The 22,487-nt window shown below is 65.8% G+C and carries 5 protein-coding genes; 3 read left to right on the top strand and 2 right to left on the bottom strand.

Translation table 11 applies throughout. From position 1 onward, the window contains the following. Together NLM32_RS18395 and NLM32_RS18390 are read right to left on the bottom strand one after the other, a co-directional pair. Complete coding sequence (locus NLM32_RS18395) at window positions 1-16,608, bottom strand: leukotoxin LktA family filamentous adhesin (protein WP_254130327.1); 16,608 nt, start codon at window positions 16,606-16,608, stop codon at window positions 1-3. A gap of 71 nt (window positions 16,609-16,679) precedes the next feature. After that, window positions 16,680-17,447: a hypothetical protein gene (locus NLM32_RS18390; protein WP_254130326.1), complete on the bottom strand. Its 768-nt coding sequence runs from the start codon at window positions 17,445-17,447 to the stop codon at window positions 16,680-16,682. 286 nt (window positions 17,448-17,733) lie between these two features. Here NLM32_RS18390 and NLM32_RS18385 point away from each other — a divergent pair, with 286 nt between their 5' ends. Genes NLM32_RS18385 through NLM32_RS18375 form a run of 3 tightly spaced genes read left to right on the top strand, consistent with a single transcriptional unit; the run spans window position 17,734 to window position 22,403 of the window. Further along, window positions 17,734-18,777, top strand: coding sequence for an ABC transporter substrate-binding protein (locus NLM32_RS18385; RefSeq protein ID WP_254130325.1), 1,044 nt, complete (start codon window positions 17,734-17,736; stop codon window positions 18,775-18,777). Further along, window positions 18,774-21,470, top strand: a complete 2,697-nt coding sequence (locus NLM32_RS18380; protein ID WP_254130324.1) for a hybrid sensor histidine kinase/response regulator — start codon at window positions 18,774-18,776, stop codon at window positions 21,468-21,470. Before NLM32_RS18385 ends, NLM32_RS18380 begins: the two co-directional genes overlap by 4 nt. A 54-nt stretch (window positions 21,471-21,524) precedes the next feature. Next, window positions 21,525-22,403, top strand: a complete 879-nt coding sequence (locus NLM32_RS18375) for an alpha/beta fold hydrolase (RefSeq protein WP_254135351.1) — start codon at window positions 21,525-21,527, stop codon at window positions 22,401-22,403. The last annotated feature ends 84 nt before the right edge of the window (window positions 22,404-22,487 follow it).

Genomic DNA, 22,487 nt, shown 5'->3' with positions numbered 1-22,487 from the left:
CTACCACGCCTCCGCGAGGCGACTCACCGCCGGCTTCGTCATTGCATCCATCGCTGCGTCCTTCCAGCCCGGACGACCCGCGCGCTGCCCCTGGCGGCGTAGCTTGCGCATGTCGTTGAGCCCTTCGACGTTCACCGCGGGACCCGACCCGATGGTCTCGACCGGACGCGGCGAGAGCAAAGCGTCGAGCCGTGCATGGCCGGAGAGACCGAGCTGGTAGAACGTCCCTGCCCCGCTCTTCCGCGCCAGCCAGGTATCGATGCTCTCATGCCCCTCGCCGTCGACGGCGATGTTGCGGGCCATACTGGCACCGGTGTAGTCGCTGCAGCAGGCGTGGTTAGAGCCGTAATTCGTGACGGTCGCCGAGATATCGCCGGTGTAGGACACCACATAGGCGTTGGTGACAGTGGCGTTGCCGACCTGGCTTAGCGTGAACACGCCGCCCGGCTGGTAGAGCTGGAGCGTCGGCCAGTTGGACGGCGCCAGCGTACGGTTGTTCAGCAGCACCTGCTCGCTCGCCGTGGTGAGCGTCAGCTGGCCCGGCACGTAGCCGTTCAGGACAGTCACAGAGTGCGCATCGGTCAGGATGTTCGCATCCACGACCTTGAGCTGGTTGATGATGATGCTATCCGGGTCGATCGTGACATTGGCCGAGGTCGCGACGCCGCCATTGTAGCCCGTGATGTTCAGGATCAGCGGAACCGGCGGGTTCGAGCGGATCTGCTCGCCCCTGACGGTGATGGTATCGGCGGCGAGGTCGAGCTCCTTGACCACGCTGACCCAGTTGATGGTCAGGTCGCCCGACGACGTCATCTTGACCACTTCGCCGGTGATCCGGTCGAACGAGACGCCTCCGGCCACATCGAAACGGGTATCGCCGCTGGCGGAGATCGATCCGCCGCGAAGCTTGCCGGTGTCGGACTTGATGTCGAGATCGCCGGCATCGCCCGGGATGCCCGTCGTGGTGATCTGGCCGAAGACGATGTCGTCGTGGGCATGCAGTGTTTGCTTGCCGCCGCTGGTGGTGGTGCCGAGGGTGATGCCTCCGGCCGTCGCCGTGACATCGAGCGTGCCGCCGGCCGTGAGGTTGTCCCACTTGACGACGGTGCCCTTGAGAACCGCGTTGCCGGTCGAGGCCGTGAGGTTATGACCCATGTTGGTGCCGGCGGCGATCAGCGACGCCGAGCCATGAGCCGAGACCGAGCCCAGCGTCGGCACACCGCCGGCCATCACCGTCTGCGCCAGGATGAAGCCATTGTCCGCATCGACATTGATGCTTCCGGCGTCGCCGGTGATGCCCGCAGCCGTCAGCGCGTTGAAGGTCACGTTGTCGTGGGCGTGGATGGTCTGCGTGCCGCCGCTCTGCGCGGTCTGCAAGGTGATGCTGCCCAGGCTCGCGGTGGCGCCCAGCGTCGATCCGACGTTGAGGACGTTCCAGTTGATCGGGCCGCCGGCGGTCAGCAGGCCGGCGCCGGTCGTCGCCGCAAACGTGTTGCCGGTGATGGTGGTGGCGGCCAGCAGCGTCGCCGAGCCATTGGCGGAGACCGAGCCCAGCGTCGTCGCGCCGCCCGACGTCACCGTCTGTGCCAGGATGAAGCCGTTGTCGGCAGTGACGCTGATGTTGCCGATGTCGCCGGCATTGCCGGTGGTGGCGAGCGCGTTGAACGTCACGTTCTGGCTGGCGTGGATCGTTTGCGAGCCGCTGCTGCCGGCGGTCCCGATCACGATGCTGCCGTTGGCAGTGACGGCGCTGAAGCTGCCGCTCGCGCCCACAGCCGTTCCCGCGGCCACCTGGTCGAGCGTCAGGCCGCCGGTGCCGATGATGTCGACGCTACCCGCGGTCGCCGAGAGCACACTCGCCTCGGTGTCAGTGAGCGCCTTCAGATAGACGTTGCCGGCGCTCGCGCTGGCCGAGAACAGGCCTGCGTTGAAGGCGAGCCGGCCCGTCGCGCTGCCGATGCCGTTCGACGCGCTGAGCGACAGCGCGGCGCCGGCGCCTAAGGTCACGAAGGTGGTCTGGCCGTCGCCATTGCCGATGATCGCGCCCAGCGATGCCACGCCACCGGCCGTGACGATGATCGACGGCGCGTTGCCGGCCGCAGCGTACGACAGCGACGTGTTGAGCTGGCCGAGGACTGCATCGCCCGTCGTGGTGACCGAGATCACCTTGGCCGCGTTGATGGCCGAATAGGCGCCCATCGACAGCGTCGCGGCCACAAGCGTCACCCCGTCGGTGGTGCTGGTCGCAACCACCGGCGCGGCGCTGGTGCCGGCCGCGAAGGTGATGCCGCGGTTGGCGAGGAGCTGCATCAGGCCGTCGCTGGTGAGATCGGCATTGATGGTGAGTGCGCCGCGCGACGCGTTCAAGGTCATCGCGCTGCCCGCCGTCAGCGATCCATAGGCACCGCTGGTGCCCACCGCGAGGTCGCCGGTGACCGCAAGCAGGCTGAAATCGCCGCCGGCGGAGCCGGTGACGGCGCCGGAGATGTTCACCTGCAGCGGCTGGAAGGTCGCGCCGTTGAAGCCGATATTGCCGCCGGCGCGCAGGTCGAGGTCGGTGCCGAGGATGTGGATCGCGCTGCGGTCCGTGAAGCCGGCCTCGGCGTAGATGCTGCCGGTCGCGGCGAGCTGGATCTCGTTGCCCGCGGAAATATTGCCGAGGACGAGATCGCCGGTGGTCTGCTTCACATAGATGCCCTGGCCGGACGAGACCTGGTCGAGCTGGTCGTTGGCCGGATTGGCAAAGGCGATCTGGATCGCATTGGCGTTGCTCGCGGGGTTGCTACTGGCAGCGCCGGGGGCACCGATATTGCCGTGCTCGGCGATCAGGGTGAGGTTGGCGATATCACCGGAGATCACGGGCACGCCGGTCACGCCGGCGGCAGCGGTGATGCCGGTCACGGCGTCGAGCTTGACGTCGCCGCGGCCGGTCACCTGGATGCCGTTGGCTTGTGCGGCCGCGATCGGGCCGTAGCTCGCGGTGATGCCGCCGAGCGTCAGGCTGTTCTTGCTGCCGAGATAGATGTTCGACAGCGCGTTCGCCGAGATCGCGACGGGGTTGTCGAGCACGACGAGGTTCTGCTGCGACAGGCTGACCGTATAGGTCACGACATGGGTCGTCGGATCCGTGACCGCGCCGACGGTGAGCTGGCCGGGACCGGCCGAGGAGAGCAATGCCCGCTGGTCCGTCGTCAGCGACGAGGAATCGACGCTGGTGAAGGTGAAGGTCTGGGGCGCGGCCGAATTGCCGACCGAACCATGCGGCGCGTACAGCATGATCTGGTTCGCGCTGATATTGGCCGCGACATTCGGGTCGATCGGCGGCGGTGCCGCGCCGATCGCGGACGACGAGACCGTGTAGGCGAGCTGGCTCTGCGTCCATTGCGCGCCGGCGGTGATGACGCCGTAGACCCGCTCGGTGGTGGCGAGCGTGTAAGTATAGCGCGCATCGTAGGCATCAAGCGCCGTTTGCAGGGCCGTATTGGACGGCAGGCGCTGATCGGCGGTCGCGACGCCGTCGAACAGTTTTGCGAACAGCGTCGACGACAGCGACGTGCCGAACACGGTCCCCAGCGGATCGGTGGGTGCAGTGCCGAGCAATGTCGTCAGCGAGCTCTTGAGCTGATCGGTGTTGATCTTGCCGAGCAGGAACTGGTCCCTCAGGAACCGCGTCGTGGCCTCGACCTGCATATCCGTCGTCGAGACGTTGGCGGGATCGATGCCGAGCTTGGCGGCGACCTGCGCCCGCAGCACCGTCAGACCCACCGAGGTCGGGTTGTAGGTGCTGCCGTTCGCGAAGGCGATGTTCTTGAGCTGGAAGTAATCGTTGTAGGCCGACGTGACCATCGACTGGTAGCTGTTGACGGCGGCGGTGGCGGGATTGCCGTTGAGCAGGTCGAGATTGGCCCAGACGGACTGGAGATGCGCGCTCTCCGCCGCGGTGATACCGACGGCCGTCTGGCCGTTCAGGATGTTGGCCTGGTTGCCGTCAGAGCCGGCCGCCTCCAGGAACACCGGTCCGCTGGTCGACTGCACCGTGCCGATGCGCAAATCGCCCTTGGACTGGATGATGTAGGCGCCGGTGGCCGAGCTGCTGTTGAGCACGCCGCCGTCGACGGCGCCGCTCGCCTGCACCGTGCCGCTCGCCTGGATCACCAGCGGATTGATGTTGGTCAGGGTGGACGTGCCGTTGACGACGCTGCTGGTCGCGCCGATCGCACCGGCGTCGGAGTCGATTTCGATGTTCTTGCCGATCACGACGGGGTTGGCGACGTTGTAGGCGGTCGCCGAGTTGATGTCGCCGGTCGCCGAGAGGAAGACGTTGCCCTGCGGCGTGGCGCCTGCCGAATTCACCTTCACCTGGTTGATCGACATCGCGCCGGTCGCCGAGATCGCGATGTCGTGGTCGATCGAGCTGGCGGTCAGGCTGCCGCCATAGATCTGCACCTGGACAGGCGTTTTGGTGGTGCCGAGCGAGCCGATGCCACCGTCACCCCGAAGCGTCACGCTCGTACCCGAGATCACCGGGTTGTTGGCATTGGCGGCGACCGTGATGGACGAGTTGGCGCCGGTGGCGTTGAGCGTCGTTGCCCCCTGAACGTTGTTGATCGACCCGTTGACGACGATTCCGGAGGTCGAATTGACCACGACGTCGCTGCTGCCGCCACCAGTGAACTTGATGTTGATCGGGTTCGACGCCTTGACCGTGTTGGTCAGCGTGAGCGTCAGGTGATCGTAGATCGCCTGGTACCAATTGTACTGGCCGTCCGCGCCGCAGCACGCGTTGGAGTGGGTGTTGAGTCCAACGGGGCTCCCGTCCGGGTTCACGCCCCCCGCCCAGTGATAGCTGCCGGTGGCGGTGGTGACCTTCTGGTAGTTGGTGCTCTGCGTGCCAGAAACCAGGCTGATCGAGCGGGTCCAGTCCTGGCCGGCGGTCTGCGTGAAGCTCCAGCCGTAGTCGAATTGCGTGCTGGTGGTCGGACGATCCAGCGTCGCCGTGTCGACCCACTGATAGAGCATGTTCTCCTGCGTCGCGTACTGGATGCCTGCCGTACCTGTCCTGGCTGCAAGCATCGAAGGATCGATCGCGGCCGCAGTGACGCTATTCGTCTCGTATCTCGATACCTGCTGGTTGCTCGCCGCCTTGGGATCGTAGACCCACCACGTCGTTTTGCCTTTCAGCTGATCGACGATCTCGACCACGCTCTGGGCGGTGGCGCTGGTGTTGATGGTGTTGGTGACAAGCTGGAGCCCGCTGGTGTTGTTGACCGTGACCGTACCGGCGCCGCCCTTGATCTCGATGTTGCCCTGGGTCTGGGTGCTGTCGGTCGAGGTCGAGATGATCTTGCCGTTCAGATAGACGTAGCCGGCGGCGCCCTGCGCCACGCCGTTCAGGATGAGCTGATCGGTGAGAGCGTTGTACCTGACCCCGATCTTGGCGTCGCCAGTAGCCGACGCCGTCACAGAGCCTGAGACGTCGTAATAGACGCCGTTCCGTGCGTTGGCCTGGGCCGCGGCAAAGTCCGCGCCGCCGTTGCGGTTCTTGAGGCCGTTGCTGCCATAGATGGCATCGTACGCCGCGGCGCCGATGTTGACCGAGTAATTGCTGCTCGAGCCGGCTTGGATGGTGCCGTTGATGTTGATCACCGACGCCGAGATGATGACCGCCTGGCCGGTGATGGTCCGGGTGGCCGTCGCGGTGGCCGGCGTATCCGCGGTCTTCGGCGTGATCGCATCCGGCTGGATGTTGATGACCTGGAAAAAGCCCGAGCTGTCGCAGGCTGTCGCACAATTGAACGGCGTCTTGTACGGACCGCTATCCGTGTAAACGTTGCGGCCGTCATAAGTCGTTTTCTTCCACTGCGCGAGCACGACATTGGTCGAGTCCAGCGACTGCCCCTCGATGATCTTGAGCGTATTGACGTCCGGCACGCTGCCGGCATCGGGAGTGCTGGTGTTCCCAGGCGTGCCCCGGCCCACCGGCAGGAAGATCGACGAATAGAGCGAGAGCCCGTCGTAGTACGTCATCAGCATGCGCGCGGTGAAGATCGTGCTGGCGTCGGCGTTGCCGACCGGTTGATACACGCCGTGGCTGCCGTCGACGCAGCAATAGTAGAAATACGGATGATCCCCGCCCGAACCGATATGCGGAGCGGTGTAGTAGTCACCATAGGCGCCGAGATAGGTCGCCGCCGTCATCACCGCCGTCAGCGCGTCAGTCGGCCGGTTTTCGGTCGTATCCCATTGCGAGGTGACCGCGCTGCTGCTGTCGTAGAAGCTCCCGATACCGCCGAGGAAGGTGAACGTGCCTTTGGGCACCACGATCTGGACGGTTGCGGCGCTGAGTGACTGCGATGCGACGACACTGCCGAGATTGTTGAGGACCTTGAGCAGGCCGTTCGCGTTGTTGGCGGCGCCGTTGAAATAGATGTCGGGCGTGCGGGTCAGCACATTGCCGTTCTGGTCGATGCCTTGGCCGCTGTCGGGATCCAAGCGGTTGTAAGTGGCCGAAACGTCGATGACGGGCGTCGCACTCGGCATTGCGGTGAAGGTCACATTGGAGTGCGAGTCGGCATCGACATGGTCGATCTGGCGGTAGGTGATGTTTCCTCCGCTCACATCGGTGACCGTGAGATTGCCGAGGCTCATGAAGTCGAGGCCCTTGTTCTCGATCTTGATGAGCGGCGAGCTGCGCGCGATGACCGACGGCGCGGTCGGGTTCGTGCCGCTGTTGCCGGTGAGCTTCTGAGCCAGGATCGAGACGTTGCCGGCGGACACCAGCATGTCGCCGAACGCGAAGGCGTTACCGGGCGCGTCGGAGGTGAACGGCGCCTGCTTGATCAACGTGTCGATCTGGCGCTGGATGTCGCCGGTCGTATCGGTGCCGGACGGCGACATCGTGGCGGGCGCCGTGGGCGTCGCCGCCGCGAGCTGGGAGCGAACTTGAGCCGCGGTCAGGCCGGTCAGCGTCGCCAGTTGGTCGACGACCAGCTGGTAGGGATTGAAGTTGCCGACGATGGTGTACTGGACCGCCTGGTGGTTCCAGCTCATCACCGAGCTCAAGTGATTGACGTCGGAAACGGACTCGAGGGTCAGCTCGGAGTAAGGGCTGGTCGTGCTCAGGGTCGGCGCGCTCGCGCCGAGCTCGATCGTGACGGTCAGGTCGTTGTTGATGCCCGCCACCACCAGGCCATTGAGTGCGACATCGCCGGTTCCGCTGGTGTGGCTGTGATTGTCGCTGTTCTTGGCGCTGAAGATGTCCAGATACGGATTGTAATTGCTGCCGTTGCCGGCGGCCGTGACCTGCCCCTGGGTCGCACCCAGGTAAATGTTCTGCACGCCGAGCACGCTCGAGGTGTTGGCGAGCGTCAGGCTCGTGGTGTCGTCGGCATTGGCCGTGCCGCGGTAGAGTGTGGAGATCGGGATCGCGGTGTTGTTGTAGACGACCGTCGTCGCCGTTGCCTGCACGCTGCTGAAGACGCTGCCGTCGCCGGCGAGGCCGGCATACATGGTGATGTCGCCCCAGGCCTCGATCTTCGCGTTGTTGCCGACGCTGACGCCCTGGGTGGCGTGGACCCAGGTGTTGGTGCTGGCGCCGACACCGGCGATCGCGCCATAGAGGCTGGCGTTGGCATTGTTGGCCGCCGCCATCTTCGCCGCCGTGCCGACATAGATCTTGCCGGCGCTGAAGAGCTCACGGGCATTGATATTGACCTGGAGCGTGGCGTTCGCCGTCATGTCGGACTCGGCGCCGCCGCCGGCGAAGAGCGCGGCCGTCGCCAGGCTCACCGTGTCGTTCGTATTCAGCGTGTTGTAGGCCTCGATGTTGATCACCCCGTTCGACGTCCGCGGATCGTCGTTGAGGCTCAGGACCGTCCCAGCATCGATATTGGTGGTGACGGTCTGGGTGACGGTCGAGTTGCTGAGCGCCGCGGCGCCCGCGAACATGCCGCCCGAACCCGACCGCGCGCCGCCGCCGGCCTGATTGACGATGTCATTGGAGATGACAGTCATGTTACCACCGGCGGAATTGATGATCAGGTGCGTGCCGATCTCAGCGGTCGTGTCTGTGGTGACGGTGTTTTGCGCGCTGCCACCGGAGACGCCGGCGGTGGAGGCCTGGTAGGCATCGCCGCTGGCGCCGTAATTCGTGGTGTGCTTGGCGCTCACTTTGAGGCCGCCAAAATAGAGTGTGTCGTCGGCCCCGTTGCCGTCCATCCGCGCCTGGGTGGTCGCAGTCGAACTGGTGGTCGCCACCGCCGCGGCACCCGCATAGGTGCCGCCTGCGCCGACGATCGCGTCGGCGGCGTTGACATCGACGCCGGTCGCGAGGATCTGGAGAATACCGGTGTTGGCCGCCGACGTGATCGCGCCCGCCCCGAGATAGGCGTAGGTGTGCGCGCTGGACGAGACCTGCGCGACGCTCGCGCCCAAGGCCAGGAAGCCGCTCGAAAGGCCGGTTGCCTTCGCGTACTGGGCGCTGTCGTTTTGGGCTGCAATGGTCACGTCTGCGTCGGGAAGCGTAATTCCGGTCCCGCCATAGGCGTTGACCGTCGCATTCTCCGAAGCTTTGGCGTAGCTGCCCTGGGCACCGATCAGCGATCCGCCACCGCCGGCGAGTGCCCAGGCGTAGGTCGTCGTGCCGCCCGTCGGGACCAGCGCCATGGCGGCCACGGAGACCGCGCCGCCTGAGAAGATGGCGTCGTTGCCGATATCGGCCGTGACCTGGGCCCCGACCGTCGACTGGGCGACGGCGACGCCGACCGCACCGCCGCCGACCGAGACGCCGATCGCGCTGCTCGACAGATTGGGCGTGATCGACGCCGACACCAGCGTGCCGAGCCCGGTCGCCGACGTCGCGATCGTGGCGCCCGCGCCGATATCGGCGGTCACGCTCGAATTCTCGTGAGCCTCGGCGTCCGCACCGACGCCCGCGACGATACCACCGCCGAGCGCCGTTGTCGTCGTGGTCAAGGTGCCCGCGCCTTGCGCACCGACCGCGAGCGTCGAGGTATTGATGTCGGCCCCCTGCAGCACATCTGCCGAGACCGTGCTCGACCGGCTCGCCGTCGAGACCGAGGCGCCGACCGCCGCGGCGCCGGCGGTGACACCGCCGGTGAAGACGATCTGGGTCGTGGAATCCTGCGCCATCACGGCGACACCGGCGCCGCCCGTCCCGGTCACGGAGCCGCCGAGCTCTGCCTTCACGTGATTTGAGACGTTGCCGATCGCCACCGCGGCATCCGCGCCGAAGTAAAGTCCCGCTCCGCCCGCGATCGCCTCGGTGTTGATGGTCTGGCCGCCATAGGCCCCGCCGCTGGCGTCCTTGACCACCGCGGCCACCATGACGGACGGCGCGGTGACGGCCGAGCTCAGATTGGCCGTCACGTTGCTGCTGACACTGGTGTAGCCGATGCCGGCACCGATGCCGACATTCTTGCCGAAGCCGGCGCCGAGCAAATACATCTTGGTCGCGTTCGCGCTGGTGGCGCCGACGTTGACCTGCGTCGTCGAAATAGCACTGCCGCCCGCGATCTGCGCGGTGACGCCGTCGGAGCCGCCAGCCAGCACCGTGCTGACGTCGTAGGTCGAGGTGACATGCGCATTGTTCGGATTGCCGGCGGTGCCGCTCGCGACGGCATCGCTGCCGTGCGAATTGCTGGTGCTGTTGTTGACGGCCGTGATGGTGCCGTTGTTGTGGCCATTGCTGTCGCGCTGATCGAGCTGCCCGGTTTCCTGCTGCTGCGTATCGGCATCGGCGGTGTTGGAGCCGATGATGATGACGCCGACCGTCGCGCCGATGCCGACGCTGCCGCCAACGCCCGCGGTGACCGCGTAGGACAACACTTCCTTGGTGCTGAGCGCATCGACATTGATCGCGCCGGAGGAATTCAGGTCGCTGTTGTTGATTTCCGCAGTGGTCTGGCTCTTGAAGACGAGCACGTTGGCGGCCGCGCCGATACCGACGCCGGAGCCGCTGGCGCCGATCGCGATCGCACCGGCGATCTCCTTGATCTCGACATCCTCGTTCGCGCCGACGGTGACGGCGCCGGCCGCACCACCCGTCGGCGATCGCAGCGTGGTGTCGTAGACACCGGCGATGGTGGTGTTGTTGGCGATCTCGATGTTCGCCATGCCGGCGATCGCGGCCGATCCGGTCGCGAGCGAGCCGCCGACCGAATAGGCCTGGAAGCGATCGACCGTGTTGGCCTCGACGTCGAGCGCGCCGCTCAGATTGAGCGCGGTCGTGTGCGTCGTGTTGCCGCCATGATAATAGAACTCGTCGCCGACATAGGCCTCGGTCCGGTTCGCCGAGACCTGGACCAGGAAGGCCGCAGAGACCGCCGCCTGGCTGCCATAGGCCGCCGAGCCGCCCGCCGAATAGATGGCGGTGGTGTCCATGGCATTCACGGTGAGCGACGACGCCGTCATCGCGCCGCCGTCGACATAGGCCTCGGTGGTCGCGGTAAAGACGTTCAGGGCGACCGAGCCGGTGTTGAAGCCGACGCCGATCGAGGACGCATCCTGCTCGGCATTAGCCTTCACGGTGACGGCGCCGACGGTCGCGGACGGCGTCGACGACAAACTGCCGACGGTCGAATTGGTGACATAGGCGAGCGTGGTGCGCGACATCGTCGTCGAGATGACAGTCGCGCCGCCACCGCCGGTGCCGGTCGGGGGCACGATGCCGGCGCCGAACGCGCCGGAATAGGAGAAGCTCGAGGCCGCGACGTCGATCTGCGGCAGCAGCCCCGCGCTGGTCAGGCGCGTGTCGATGCTGGCGCTGTCGATATAGGCGGTGGTCGACCCGCTCAGCACCGAAGTGATCGGATTGACCATGATCGAGATGCCGGTGCCGGCTGCGATCGTCATGACATTGGTCACGACGGCCTGGTGCGAGCTCGCGACCACGGCGAGGCCCTTCACCGTGTCCTGGATCTCGCTCAGATCGGGCGTGTGGTCGGTCGGCGCCTGGAAGCCGCTGAGATCGTTCGCATGCGCCAGCGTACCGCTATTGACCGACAGCGTGTCGGTCGAGCTGGTTCCGAGCGCGTCGACCTTGGTGTTTGCTCCGCTGATATACGCCGAGGTGCCGCCGGTGATCTGGTTCGTCACCATCGAGCCGGCGCCGCCGGCCGGGCCCTTGGAGATCGAGAGCGCGCCGGCGGACACGACAACGTTGTCCGTGTTGCTTGCGATCACCGCGACGTTGTTGTTGGCGATGACGTCGGATCCCTTGGTGGCGCCCAGCGCGGCACTGTCGGTGATGCTGGCAGTGACGTTGGTCCCCATCAGGTTCGTCGCGACCGAGCCTGCGAGGCCGACCTGCGAGGAGATCGCGATACCGACGGCGACGGTCGAGATCGTGGCGTTCGAGCTTGCGCCGAGGGCGACGGTGCCTGTCGAGGTCACCTTCGAACCGGTGATGCCGGCGCTGACATTGTTGGCAATATTGCTGTTGACGAGCGCCAGACCCGCGGCGTTTCCGCCATTCGGCGCGATCGCGGCGACTGCAGCCGAACCGGTGATCTTGGAATTGTCGGTCGCGTTGATCGTCACGGAGCCGGCCGACACGGTCGAACTCGTGGAGTTCGACTGGCTCTTGCCGATGCCGGCCGAAACGGTGTTGGTGATCGAGCTGATCGTCAGCGCCGCGGTACCGGCGAACTGCCCGCTGGCCGCGCCGATGCCGAGGGTGACCGACTGGATCGCCGAGGAGTCGGTTGCGGTCACATTGACGCGGCCGACCGCAGTCGTCAGCACGTTGGCAATGTAGGCCGAATGCGTCGTCGCGATCGTGTCGTAGACCAGCGAAGCGCCGATATCGTTCTTGGCGGCCTCGATGACGCCGGCGACGGAAACGATGCCGCCGCCTGGTCCGTTACCCACCCCCCCATTGAGCGCGGCCGCACTGAAGTCGACGCAGTTCTGCCCTCCGGTGCCGCCGTGGGTCGTACAGGTGTCCGACGCGAGGAGCCCGTTGTTCGACTTCTTGACCAGATTTCCGAGCGCGGTGTCCAGCGCTGACACGTCGCCGCTGTCGGCGATCACCGTGATCGACCCGACATTGATGCTGACCGTCGCACCGCTGTCGATATAGGCCGTCGTGGTCGGCGATATCTCGTCAACCACGATGGCACCGGTCAGCGAATTGCCGTTCGTCGACGCGCCGCCCGACGCCGCGCCGGCCGCGATCACGCTGGCATTGTCGGCGAGCACCTGCAACGTGTCGTAATTGGAGATCGAGCTCGAGAGGATGTGGGCGTCAGTCGCCTTCCCGCTCGTCGGATCGGAGATCGAGGCATAGGTCAGCGCGATACCGACACCCGCCTTGCCACCCGAGAAATAGAGCACGCCGCCGCCGATCGCGATGTTCGTGGTCTGGTAGGCGTCGACCTCGAGGGTGCGGTTGACCACGCCCGTCCGGCCCGTGACGGTCGAGTTCTCGATATAGGCATTGGCGCTGTCGGTAATGATGCCGACCGAGGCCGACAACGAGGCGGAATTGGCCTTCGATCCCGAGATGCCCAGCGCGACGACGGTCTCGGAGCCGCCATTGAGCGCCATGACCTTCAAGGTATCCTGATTGTTCAGCGTCGTGCCGTAGATACAGGCGAGCGTGTGGTTGCTGGACATCGCCGAGGCGATGGCGCCGCCGACGGCCACGCTGGTCGATCCCTCGCTCCCGGCCATGTTGGCCGCAGCCGAGCCGGAGCCATTGTCCAGAATGGTGTCGTTGAGCGCCTGGACCAGTGTCTTGGTGCTCACCAGGCTCGTCGTGGTGTATTTGTCGATCGTCCCGGCGTTCTTGATATAGGCGCTGGTGCCGAGCGAGACATCGCTCACCGAGGAGCTGCCGGCGAGATCGATGCTGAAGCCGCTGGTGCTCGATCCGGACTTCGCACCGACTTGACTCGCACCGGCTGCAACGCCCGCGGTACCGCCGGTTGCGGCCGACGTCACCGCCCCCGCCTTGGTCGCGAAGCTGGACACGCCCGGCTCCGAGATCGCTGCCGCGATCGAGGCCGCCGTGATGCGTCCGGACGTCGTCGCGGAAATGATCAGGTTGTCGGCCTTCACCGAGCCGCTGCCGCCGCTGGTTCCCGAGAAAGGATCGTCGACGTTGAAGGCACCGCCCCGGATATCGCTGCTGTTGTCGCCGATATAGGCAGCGGTGTCGGCGGTCGCCCCGAGATAGGCGACGGCGAGACCGACCGCCGAGTTGGCGCTGATCGAGACCGCGCCAGCGATCGACAGCATCGACAGGTCCTGGGCGGCATAGATGTTGACGGTCGGCGCCTCCACGGTCGCGCCTGCACCGATCGAAGCATGGGTCGTGTTGTCGACCAGCGCAATCGAGGTGATGCCGTTCAGCGCCAGCGAACCCTGGGCCTTGCCCGACGTCGGCGCGACACCGAAGAACTGATCGGTCGTGACGGCTTCGACCGAGATGTTGTCGTTCGCCTTCACCGTCGCATTGGCGGCGACGCCGGCGATGGTGTTGTTGGAGAGCTGGACCAGATTGAGCGAGCCGCCGAACGACGAGCCGCCGGACGTGTTGCCGATGAAGCCGAACGTGCCGATGTTGCCGGCGACGTCGATCGAGGCGGTATAGGAGTTGGCCGTGACGGCAAGCGTCGCGTCGAAAGCCTGGGTGCCGTTGTTGAGGTTGGCCGTCCACGCGCCGCTGCCGCACGACGCGACGGTGCAGGTCGCATTCAGGTTGGCGTCGGTCGCGACCCATGCCGTGGTGTTGTTGTGGACGATGAAATTGTTCAGCGAGCCGGAAATTCCGAGCGTGTCGCCTGCGTCGGCGCCTGCGTTCGCGTAGCTGGTGATGATGTTGCCGCTGACGCCAAGACTGCCGTTGAGATGGCTCAACACCTCGGTCAACCCGGCCCATTGGGTCCAGGTGTTGGTGATCGGCATCGAGGTGTTTGCAGCGACGCCGATGTTCGGCGCATTGATGGTCACGCCTTCGCCGATATAGGCATTCGAATTGTGGGTGTAGTTGCCCCAGGCCACGGCCGCGCTGACCGCGTAGGACTGGCCGTTGATCGGGCTCGAGGTGATCGCCGCCGTCGTCGAGTTGTTGCGCACGCCGACGTCGGTCACGTTGGAGACCACCGCGACGTTGCCGGTCGTGTAGATCGACGGCGCGCCGCCGTTTGGATTGGTCGCGATCGCCGCCGTGGCATTTTCGGTGCTGTTGGCGAGCGTGAGCGCCGCGGAGGCCTTGAGATTCAAATCGGCCGTGAGCAGCGTGCTGGTCATCTGCGACACGATGATGCTGGTCGGCGCGGAGCCGACGGCCAGAACACCCTGCAGGCCCGCGATCAGCGTGGGCGTGCCGGTGATGGTCGACGCCATTGTCGAGTTCGACGTGGTGTTCGAGACGGCATTGACCGTCACCGGGCCGGTCATCGGATTGGCGCTGGTTCCCAGCGATGATCCCAGCGTGGCGTTGGCGGAGGTGTTGATGTTGCTCATCGCCATCGCGCCGCCGACATTGCCGTTGAGCGCAGGATTATCCAGCGCGACCGATGTCGCCGATGTCGAGAAGCTGTTGTTGTTGGTCGCGTAGATGGCAAGGCCGCCGGCCGAACCGCTCGCCGTCCCCGCGCTCAGATGGGCGCCGGTCTCGACATTCGCGTTGGTCGTCACCGAGGCGTTGGTATAGGCGAACGTCGCCACCACGGCCGCGCTGGTGGTTGCCGCGATCGCGGCGACGTTCACCGTGGCGTTGTTGGTGGAGGTGATGTTCAGGTAGCCGCCGGCCGAAATGGTCGCGTTGCTGGCGACGTTGGCGGAAACGTTGCCGATGACGTTGCCGACCACGGCCGAAGCGCCGAACGGAAGACCGCCGCCGATCGTGGATGCGAGCACCGGATCCGCCGCCGTTTCCGACCCGGTCGCGGTGATCAGGACGTTGCCGCTCGCGGAAATATTGGCATGACCATTGATGGCAACGTTGGCCGTCGCGCTCGCGGCGACATAGCCGGCATTGACGCCGAGGTTCAGCCCGGCGACGGTCTCGCCGAGCATCGCGAAAAGACCGGCCGTCGAGCTCAGCATGTTCGACACGGCCGTCGAGGTCGCGCCGATGCTGATGTTTCCGCCGGTGATCTGGCCATCGACCGTGATGCCCGTCGTCGCATAGGCGTGGCCGGACACCAGGGTCTGGCTGGCCGTCGCCGCGAGGGTGACGCTACCGTCGGTGTAGCTGGTGCCGGAATTGACCGCCTGGGCCAGAATCTTCGCGCCGTCGACGATGGAGATCGTTTTCGCGTCGAGCTCGACATTGTTGGCATTGCCGGTCGAATGACCGTTGACGTCGAGACGGCGGGCATCGATCACGGCGTGCGCGGCGAGCGTAATCGAATTGTCCGCCTGGACGACGTAAGTCGCACCGGCGCTCAGCGCTGCGATGGCGTTGGCGACGGACGTGTTCGACAGGGTCACGCCGGCGTCGCCCTGGCCCGCATCGCCGATCACCACATCGGTCGGGTCGATCACCAGCGTGCCCGCCTTGCCGTTCGGCGCGCTGAGGTTGATGGAGACACCGCTGCCGATGTCGATGACGCCGTTTCCGCTGAGCTCGACCAGGCCCGCATTGCCCGTCTTCGAGCCGGCGTTGATCGCCGCACCGCTCTTCACGGTCAGGTCGTTGCCGGCCTTGACGAGGACACCGCCGGCATCGCCGGTTCGGCTCGCCGTGCTCAGCTTCGCATTCTTGCCGATTTCGGCGTTGTTGCCGGCCACGACCGCAATCGTGCTCGGCGTCGTGGTCTTGCTGCGCGCCGTCAGCCGTCCGTTGACGGTTGCGTTGTTGACGGCCCCGATGTGGATCGAGCCGTTGCTCACGGTGATGGCGCTGGCGCTGCGCAGGCCCTTCGAATTGACGGAGGCCGCGAACTTCGCGGCGTGATCGAGATTGGCGATGTCGCGCTGGCTTGCGCCGCCGACGAGGACGTTCTGCCCGGTCAGGCGGACGCCGTCGATGGCGTTGATCCGGCCGTAGATCCTGACATTGCCGTCCGGCGACACCGGGAACGAGCCCGCCATCAGATTGCCGACCGCCGTGCCGTTGATCGCCCCTCCGGGTCCGATCAGGCTGTCAGTGAACTCGCGCGTCGGCGTCGAGACGTTGAGGCTGCCGACATTCACCGTGCCGCTGCGGCCGACGACGAAGCCCTTGGGATCGGCGAAGTAGACGTTACCGCCGATGGCACCATTCATGTAGGAGTTCAGCGTGCCGTTGACGTAGACCGGCGCGTCGCGAACGATGTTGACCAGGTTCTGCGTGCCGGTCGGCAGCTGCAGATTGACGGTGTTGCCCTGCCCGACGCTGAACTGCGAGAACGAGTTGAAGGCGTTGACGCCCGCCACCGTCGACGTCGTGACGTTGGTGACGCCGCCGGAGGTCTGCAAGGCGGTGCCGGTGCGGCCGTCCGGAACGATGACGTTCGCCGTCTGCGCCTGCAGGCGGACGCTGAACACCGGCAGGAAGACCATCTGCATCGCGCAGAGCAGCGACATCGAACGGAAGCGTGCAAGTCCCTGCAGCATCCGTTCGTTGTTGTCTCGCCTCGCAGACGGTCCGCGCATTTCAGATCCTCTTCATCGGCATTGGCGCCGATCCACAACCGCGTGGGAGAATGATGTGAGATCGTCCCGGATCAGAACTGACCGGGCGGAAGCTTGAAGACGTCGGGGCTCTTGGCGTCGGCCACGTAGAACAGCAGCAGGCTCGTCGGCGTGAGCACGCGCTGGTTGTTCTCCTTGTTCTCGAACGTGCCCTGCAGCAGCAGGATCACCGAACGATCCTTGGCGTCGCTGCCGCGGAACATCACGATGCCGCCGTTGACGGGCATGTTGACCGCGATGGAGTCGGGCTTGAAGCCCTCGCTGAGGAAGTGCGCGCGCAGGATGTTGGCGTTGGAGAACAGCTTCTCCGCCGTCAGCGCCGCATCGGTCGCCTTGGACCAGACCGCGCCGATCTGGATCAGCGACTTGGACTTGTAGCCGAACACGTAGGAGAGCTCGGCGGTGCCGCCGCTCGGCAGCAGATCCGGAACGGTCAGCAGCACGCTATGGGTCAGCTCGGACGGATTGTCCTGCGACTTGATCGCGTCGGCCTTCGGGTTGAAATCCTTGGTCATCGCCACGCGCACGTCGGCCTCGTTCATGCCGAACTTGGCGGAGCGGAAACCGTCGATCGTCTTGGTCTTGTCGTCGGCGGGCGCCGTGGCGGCCTCGCTCGAGGCTGAAGGTGCCGCACTGGCAGGGGCTGCCGCGCCGGGCGACGCACCGGCCGCGACCGCCTTCGGCGCCGTCGCAGCCTTCTGCTTGGGCGCCGCGCCCTGCACGCCTTGAGCCGCCAGCGGCCCGGCCGCAACAATGGTGAGAAGGCCGACAAGGGCCGGGACAAGGTAGATTTTGCGCATCGTAAACCTTCGAAACAAACCTGAAACAACAGCTCAAAAATCGGCAGTTACGAAATCGGCTTCCCCGAATCGCCGTCCGCAACCGAGACGGAAATGTTGCAATGCCAGAAGGCCTTACAGGGCGTCACGGAGCAGACATCAACCGAAACAGCGATTCAGGTAGCAATACGGTATTGGGGTCCCTGTGGCTGCGAATGAAGGTTCACAAGCGCATTTTTTCATCAATTGTCGCCGCCAGGCTTTCGCGTTATGCACAACGCCAGGGACAACTTTTGCGAAACATTTCATGAGTGAACGGCCCGCACCTGCCAGCGTTGTGCCGGCGGTCGCCCGCCGCGATTTCATTCGCCTCGCGGGCGCAACCGCCGCGGGCTTCTTTGCGCTCGGCGCAACGTCGGATCGCATGCGAATCGTCGCCTCGATCACCAGCCTGTCGCTCGACGACGAGCTGACCAGACGCAACATGACCGAAAGCTCGACCACGCGCCTCGGCGCGCTGATCGCCGGCCTGAGGCAGCGTGGTTGGGTCGAAGGGGTCAACTACCGTTTCGAGGTCCGCTCGAGCTTCGGCGGTCCGGACAAGATGAAGGCCGCGGTCACGGAGCTCATCGACCTCAAGCCGGATGTCATCCTCACCGGCTCGACCGTCGAAACCGCAGCCATCATGGCGGCCACCAAGACCATCCCGATCATTTTCGCGACATCCAACGACCCCATCGGCAATGGCTTCGTCCAGAGCCTCGCTCATCCCGGCGGCAACATCACGGGCTTCACCAGCAGCACGCCCGAGATGGGCGGCAAATGGCTTCAGCTGATCAGGGAGGCCGTGCCGGATATCCAGCGCGTCGGCGTCCTGTTCAATCCGGCGAGCACGCCTCGCGCCGGGCGCTTCTACCTCGACTCCGTCGAGCAGGAGGCCGCGGCCGCAGGCGTGACCGTGGTGGTCACGCCGATCAGCACGGCCGCCGAAATCGACGGCGCGATCAGCCGTTTCGCCGAGCCGCCGAAGGCGGCGATGATCTCGCTCGTCGACAGCTTTCTGGTGGTGAACCGGCAGGCGATCGTCGCAACAGCCGCGAAATATCGCGTGCCGATGATCTATCCGTTCCACTACTTCATGGATGCCGGCGGGCTGATGAGCTACGGGCCGACGCTGGAGGTGCGCTCGGCCGATTACGTCGATCTCATCCTGCGCGGCACCAAGGCCGGCGATCTGCCGGTGCAATCGCCGCGGAAATACGAGCTCCTGATCAACCGCACCGTTGCCAACGCGCTCGGGCTGACGATCCCGTTCACGCTGCTCGTGCGCGCCGACGAGATTCGCGAGTGAACGAGGCGGTCGACCAGGGACATCTGCGAACGCCTCCGGGCCGGCTTTTCCGCAAATATCTCTACTCGATCGTCGCCCTCGCCTTTGCCGTGCTCGCCATCAACACCGGCTTCGACGTCTGGTTCTCCTATCGCGAGCAGAAGCAGCTTCTCGCCGCGACCCAGCGCGAGCAGGCCGCAAGCGCGGCGATCCAGATCGGCCAGTTCGTCGGCCAGATCGAAAACCAGATCAGATGGCTCGCCCGCCTGCCCGCAGAACTCTCGACCAACGAGGACGTGCGCCTCAACGCCATCCGCCTGATGCGCCTCTCGCCCGCGATCGCCGAATTGACCGAGCTCGATGCGCAAGGCCGCGAGCAGGTGCGGGTGTCGCGCCGCGTCGCGGACAGGATCGGCAGCAACGCCGACCATTCTTCCTTTGCGTCGTTCCGCGGCGCCAATGAAAGCCGGGCCTATTACGGGCCGGTCTATTTCTTCGGCGATACCGAGCCCTACATGACGATCGCCACCCGCGGCGTCGGCAGCACACCCAACGTGGTCGTCGCCGAAGTCAATCTGCGCTTCATCTGGGACCTCGTCGCCGGGATCAGGGTGGGCAACACCGGCAAGGCCTATGTTGTCGATCGCCTGGGCGTGCTGATCGCGCATCCCGATCTGTGGCCGGCGCTCCGCCGCAGCGATCTCTCGCGGCATCCGGATGTGCGCGCCGCGCTCGACGGAGTCGGGCCGCCGACCGGCGGCCTGGTCAAGGAGGATTTTTCCGGACAACGCGTGCTGTCGACCTATGCCACGGTCCCCTCGCTCGGCTGGCTGGTGTTCGTCGAGCTTCCGCTCAGCGAAGCCTACGCGCCGATCTACGCCTCGATCGGACGGTCGACGTTCCTGCTGGTCGCGCTGCTGGTCATCGCCGCCCTGGTGTCGCTCTGGCTGAGCCGGCGCATGACCGTGCCGATCCAGCTGCTGACACAGGGCGCGCGGCGGATCGAGAGCGGCGATCTCAAACTGCGGCTTGCGATCAGGACGGGTGACGAGCTCGAGGCGCTCGGCGACCAGTTCAACCGGATGGCCGCGCATTTGCGCGAATCCTATGCCACGCTGGAGCGGAAGGTCATCGAACGGACCTCAGAGCTCGAGAAGGCGCGCGACCAGGCGCTGGCCGAGCACGATGCGGCCGAGCGCGCGCGCAGCGTCGCGGTGGCGGCCAACGAAACCAAATCGCGCTTCCTCGCCGTGGTCAGCCACGAGTTGCGCACGCCGCTCAACGGCGTCATGGGCGTGCTGCAGCTGCTCGACGACGGCAGGCTCAGCGAGGTCCAGCGCCGCCACCTCGCAACCGCCGCCGCCTCGGGCGAAACGCTGATCGCGCTGGTCGATGCCATTCTCGAATATGCCCGGCTCGAAGCCAGCGCCGAAACGCTGGAGACGCGCGACTTCCGCCTCGACCAGCTGATCGAGACCGCCGCCGATCTGATGCGGCCGCAAGCCTTCGGCAAGGGATTGAGCTTCGACCTCGACTGCGATGCGACGATCGGCACCTCCGTGCACGGCGATCCCGTCAGGCTCAATCGCATCCTGCTCAACTTGATCGGCAACGCCATCAAGTTCACCCCGAGCGGCGGCATCTCCCTGAGCGCGACAGCCGAACGGCGGAGCGACGATACGCTGCTCCGCGTCGTCGTTCGCGACACCGGCATCGGCATCGCGCCCGACATGCACGAGCGGATTTTCGAGGACTTCGTGCAGGCCGACGACAGCATCGCGCGGCGGTTCGGCGGCACCGGCCTCGGACTTGCGATCGCGCGCCGCCTCACCCGGCTGATGCGCGGCGAGCTGACGGTGGAGAGCACGCCCGGCCAGGGCAGCGTGTTCACGCTGCTCGTTCCGCTTCGTGACGCCGCCAGCGGCATCGCGCAAGGCGCGATTGCGCCGCCATCGCGGCAGCGCCACGTGCTGCTGGTCGACGACGATCCCGTCAATTGCGAGGTCGGCGAAGCCATTTTGAACCGGCTCGGCCACCTCTGCGCGATCGCCAGGAACGGCGCAGAAGCGGTGGCGCTCGCGCGCGACCAGGCATTCGACGTCATCCTGATGGATCTGCACATGCCAGACATGGATGGCGTGGAAGCGGCCGCACGCATTCGACAGCTTTCGCTGCAGCCGATGCCGCGGATCATCGTCGTGACCGCCGACGTCTCGCGCAGCACCCGCGAGCGGCTCGCAGCCGCCGGAATCGCCAGGGTCGTCAGCAAGCCGATCCTGATCAACGCACTTCGCGAGGCGATCGAGGATGAGTCCGGGGATGGCGCGACCGACGCACCGCTTGCGGCCGGCGCATTGATCGACCGGACCTTTCTCGACGACCAGAAGGAGCTGCTCGGACCGACGCAGATCGCGAAACTCCATCATCTGCTGCAGGAGACCAGCGAAAAACTGATCGCCGATATCGCTGCGGCCGCCGCGTCCGGCGACCACAATCAGCTCGCACGATCCGCGCACCAGCTCGGCAGCGCGGCGAGCGCGCTGGGCCTCGTCCACCTGTTCGAGCGCTGCCGCGACATCGAGCTGACGGCGCCGACGATGTCGCCCGACGAATGCCGGGATGCAGCGCGCGAGCTGGCCGCGCTTCGCGAAGCATCGATCAGCGCGCTGGACAATATGCTCGCACCAGCCCAGGAACGTACGGTTACGTCCTGAAATCCTGAATCATAGGGGCCGCCCGTGCGCGCAAGATGTCTCGCCATTCTCCTCATGCTGCTCGCGCCTGCCGCCCGCGCCGAGGAACAGTTCCCGTCCAGCTTCCGGACCAAAACCATCCCGGCCAACGGCACGCAGATCCATGTGCGCGTCGGCGGCAAGGGACCCGCGGTGATCCTGATCCACGGTTTCGGTGATACCGGCGACATGTGGGCCACGCTCGCCGCGGACCTCGCGCGCGATCACACCGTGGTCGTGCCGGATCTGCGCGGCATCGGCCTCTCGAGCAAGCCCGAGAACGGCTACGACAAATGGAGCCAGGCGGCCGACATGCGAGCCGTCCTGCAGGCGCTCAGCATCGACAAGGCGGTCGTCATCGGGCACGACATCGGCACCATGGTGGCCTATGCCTATGCGGCGCGCTATCGCGACCTCACCGAGAAACTGGTCGTCATGGATGCCCCGGTGCCCGGCGTGCCGCCGTGGGACGAGGTCGTCCGCAGCCCGCAGCTCTGGCACTTCGACTTCGGTGGCCCCGACATGGAGCGGCTGGTCAAGGGCCGCGAACGCATCTACCTCGACCGCTTCTGGAACGAATTCGCGGGCACGCCCTCCAAGGTCGACGAGGCGACGCGCCGTCACTACGCAGAACTCTATGCGCGGCCGGGCGCTATGCATTCCGCCTTTGCCCAGTTCCGCGCGATCCGCACCGACGCCGAGGACAACAAGAAGGCGATCGCGACCAAGCTGTCCATCCCCGTGCTCGCCATCGGCGGCGAGAAGTCGTTCGGCAAGATGGAAGCGGTCGTGATGCGGAACGCGGCGACCGATGTCACGGAGGTCGTCATTCCCGGCGCCGGCCACTGGCTGATGGAGGAAGATCCGGCGGCGACCACCAAGGCGGTGCGCGGGTTTCTCGACGGGAAGAAATAGGACGATGAGCCGAGCTGAGATGTCTCAGTTCGGCGTTTTCCCATTAGCGCTTCCCGAGTTTGGACGACTTCCGCTTTTGACCCG

The sequence above is a fragment of the Bradyrhizobium sp. CCGUVB14 genome, assembly GCF_024199935.1.
Classification (GTDB): Bacteria; Pseudomonadota; Alphaproteobacteria; order Rhizobiales; family Xanthobacteraceae; genus Bradyrhizobium.
Note: the sequence above shows the minus strand (reverse complement) of the source record. Positions and strands in the feature narration are given on the sequence as shown.

Bases quoted from the DNA above. Each gene is read 5' to 3' on its own strand.
- NLM32_RS18375 (WP_254135351.1), top strand. From the start codon at position 21,525: ATGCTGCTCGCGCCTGCCGCCCGCGCCGAGGAACAGTTCCCGTCCAGC.
- NLM32_RS18385 (WP_254130325.1), top strand. From the start codon at position 17,734: ATGAGTGAACGGCCCGCACCTGCCAGCGTTGTGCCGGCGGTCGCCCGC.
- NLM32_RS18395 (WP_254130327.1), bottom strand. From the start codon at position 16,608: ATGCGCGGACCGTCTGCGAGGCGAGACAACAACGAACGGATGCTGCAG.
- NLM32_RS18390 (WP_254130326.1), bottom strand. From the start codon at position 17,447: ATGCGCAAAATCTACCTTGTCCCGGCCCTTGTCGGCCTTCTCACCATT.